2 protein-coding genes are annotated in these 2,425 nt (G+C 37.1%); one reads left to right on the top strand and one right to left on the bottom strand.

Annotation, left to right across the window (positions count from 1 at the left end; translation table 11 throughout):
- Window positions 1–98: 98 nt before the first annotated feature.
- Window positions 99–974 (bottom strand): hypothetical protein, encoded by an 876-nt coding sequence (locus tag AC23MC_RS16365; RefSeq protein WP_487569394.1) that lies wholly within the window; start codon window positions 972–974, stop codon window positions 99–101.
- 252 nt (window positions 975–1,226) lie between these two features.
- On the opposite strand from AC23MC_RS16365, the gene AC23MC_RS16360 reads away from it, so the two are divergent.
- On the top strand, window positions 1,227–2,425 hold a 1,199-nt coding region (locus AC23MC_RS16360), incomplete at its 3' end, for a transposase (RefSeq protein ID WP_487569393.1).

The raw sequence follows: 2,425 nt of genomic DNA, 5'->3' as shown, positions 1-2,425 counted from the left end.
GAAAGCACTAAACGAGGTTGTTTTTTATGATTAGAATGAAAATTTAGTTTTTTGAAGGGGTTGTGCAACGGTTACCGCTGTTGTGTGTTCGTGCTTTTTTACTTTTGATTTATATCGTATTCCTGTTCCAATAGCTTTACTAGTTCTTCGGCATTTTTCTGCTGCTTACGCATTTGTGGAAGCCAAATGATTTCCAAAATGCTTTTGCGCATTATAGCTTGATTAAAAAATTTAAAAATATTCTGTTGGTTATTTAGAAGTTGTTTATTGGAGATTATCTGATTAGTTTCAAGAAAATGTATGCCCCGGCTTTTTGCGAGATTTTGCATATCCAAGAACGTTGATATGTTTTCTACCAATCTGTCATCATCATCATTTATGCCTTCTCTGTTAGTAGCAATATGTTCATTCATGCTCTCGTACTTATAAATGCCACTTAGGATCTCTTTGTTTTTGACAAGTCTCAGACTTCCTGAAAACTTCATTTGGTCAATGGCGGCCGTATTAGAAAAAAATGTAGGGTTGTAAATGCTTTTGGTAACTAAATAGCTAAACCTCTGTGAATATAAACTATCAACATTTTTTATGCCCTTATAGGAAATAAGGGTGTCTAATATTTTTACTTTCTCTTCATTGTAACGTATGTTTTCTTTAATATTTTCAATATCCCCTCTCAAATTGTCTGCAATAAGTTCCATGTTACGTTTTTCAATTTCTTTATTAGAAAAATGTTCACGAATGTTATCGGCAATAAAACCCAAGCTAACTGCAATAAAAATAAACAACCCTTCCATTAAATATTCCTTTACTTTTTTCTTTTCAACTTTGGGATGGTGATGTACTTCTATAGTTTCTTTCGGATGAGTAGATTCACTCTTTTCAGTGTTGTTAGGCAGGGTTTTTTCTTCTGGAACATTTTCCTGTGGATGGATTGTAGAATAATCTACATTTTTATCCTCTAAATTATCAGTCATTTGTACTTTTTGTCAGTTGGTCAAATTATTAGAGTGTCGCTGTCGCATAACACACAACGTCCCGCCGGCTTTGCGAAGTTTGGGTTTATATTGCCCCGAACCTTTCCATTCGGACTAAAGCCAAATATACAAAAAGATCTTTCCATTAAACCCTTAAGCCCAAATTTCCCAAAACCGCTGTGCTTGTTGCACAACTCCCCAAATATACCAAAAAAATCTTGCAAAAAAGATTCACTTTTTGTAATTTTAGTCATGCAAGGAAAAAAAGAACTCACCCCAAAAATGCTCTACCAAGTTCATTTACAGGACTTGATTCCGGAACACAATTATTACCGATTGTTGGATAAAGCCATTGACTTTCGGTTTTTATACAAAGCTACACAAGACTATTATGGAGACGAAGGACAAGAGAGTATTGACCCAGTTGTATTCTTCAAAATTTGTTTGGTTGGCTATTTAAACAACATCAATTCCGATAGAAAACTCATTGAATATTGTTCTAATTGTTTAGACGTTCGTTTGTTTATTCGGTATGATATTGATGAGGTGCTCCCATGGCACAGCACCATCAGCCGAACCCGTCAATTGTATGGAGAGGAAGTATTTATGGAACTCTTCAAAAAAGTGCTTTCGCTTTGTGTAGAAAAAGGAATGGTTCGTGGCAAACGCCAGGCTGTTGACAGTGCTTTTATCAAAGCCAATGCCTCGATGGATAGTTTGGTAGAGAAAGAAGTTTTAGCCGATGTTGATTATTATGCTCAGGAACTAAATGAAAACAGTGAATACAAAGTAAGTCAAACCCGAAAAAAGCTTGTGGACCAACACCACGATTGGAAAACAGAAACCTATAAAGGCCAGCCAAAAGGAAGTACTAAAGGCGATAGAAAAGATGAAAACGGCAACTTAATCCGACCCAAATATTTATCTAATCACACGCATTACAGTCCAACCGACCCTGATGCGAGAGTAAGTGTAAAACCCGGCAAGGCACGCCAACTCAATTACTTTGGGCAAATAGCTGTTGATGATCAAAACCATGTGATCACCGGAGCCTGTGCTGATTTTGCCGACAAACGCGACAGTCAGTGTCTGGAACAGATAGTGGAACTAACCAAAGAAAATTTAGAAGAAAACCAACTAGAATTAGGCGAAGTTTTAGCCGATGCAGGTTATAGCAGTGGCGAAGCCTTAAAATACCTAAACGATAACAAGATCAATGCGTGGATGCCCAACTTTGGACAATACGTTCCTGAGCGAGAAGGTTTTGTTTACAACAAAGCAGAAAACTATTACCAATGCACCAAAGTAGGAGGCAACCAAGCCAAATTACTTTTTAAAGGCGAGAAAACAGACAGCAAAGGTTACACCAAACGGACTTATCGCAGTAGCGAGAGCGATTGCAAAAAATGTCCCCTTCGAGAGCAATGTTGTGGAATGAAAACCAATTTTAA

The organism is Flavobacterium sp. T50_26, from assembly GCF_057652995.1.
Note: the sequence above shows the minus strand (reverse complement) of the source record. Positions and strands in the feature narration are given on the sequence as shown.

Excerpts from the sequence above, each read along its gene's own strand:
- AC23MC_RS16365 (WP_487569394.1), bottom strand. The coding sequence starts at position 974 with ATGACTGATAATTTAGAGGATAAAAATGTAGATTATTCTACAATCCAT.